Source organism: Brachyspira catarrhinii (assembly GCF_005518285.1).
Classification (GTDB): Bacteria; Spirochaetota; Brachyspiria; order Brachyspirales; family Brachyspiraceae; genus Brachyspira; species Brachyspira catarrhinii.
In genome coordinates this window covers 1-761 of record NZ_SJDU01000669.1, presented here as the reverse complement: position 1 = coordinate 761, position 761 = coordinate 1, and the positions used below count along the sequence as shown (strand labels likewise).

At 32.1% G+C, this 761-nt stretch carries 1 pseudogene; it reads right to left on the bottom strand.

Annotated features, from left to right (window positions below):
• Positions 1–677: pseudogene (locus tag EZH24_RS12975) on the bottom strand (TolC family protein); the annotation flags it as partial.
• Between the last annotated feature and the right edge of the window lie 84 nt (positions 678–761).

Below are 761 nucleotides of genomic sequence, written 5' to 3'. Positions count from 1 at the left end.
CTTATCATATCGTCATAAAACGCGATTAATTTTCTTGCCATTATCCATTGATAATAAAGTTTTCTGTAAGAGTTCAAAACGGCGTTATCGTCTATCATTCTTTTTAATTTTGCGATGGTTAATTGATATTCGGCGTCTTTAATCGTATATCTGTCAAGCTTTCCGAAAAAATCTCTCAAAATCGGTTGGGCAATTTCAATTTTTATACTCGGAGAATAATATTTAAAATTATTAGTTCCAAAATTTAACGGCGGAATATTTTGCATAGGAATTAAAGATATATCTCCGCTTTCAAAATCTCCAAAATAACCGTCATGGCGAATTTCCACAGACCATCTCGTTCCAGAATATGGAATAAGTCCGCTAAATCCCGCTCCCACTCTGAAACCGTTATAATGAAAATCCGATTCTGGCAAAATGCTATATTGATTAAAATGATTTTGCATTCCAATCGCTCCCGCTTGCAAATCGAATTTAATATCTCCGCTGCTTTTCGCTTTAATCAAATTATTATAAGCGTTGCTCTCCGCCGAAGCGGTTAATTTCATTTCGGGAATAAGAGATTCTATTTTTCCCATATATTCGTTATAAGTCAAAACCGTATTATTGCTTTGAGAAAAAAGATGAAACGAAAAACCGAAAACTATTAATAAAACCGCTATTATTTTTCTTGTCATATTTTTTATAATATATTTTATCATAAAATCACCTATTCAATGACAATGTTTTTACAAGTGGAATATTGAATTCTAAACGGAGTT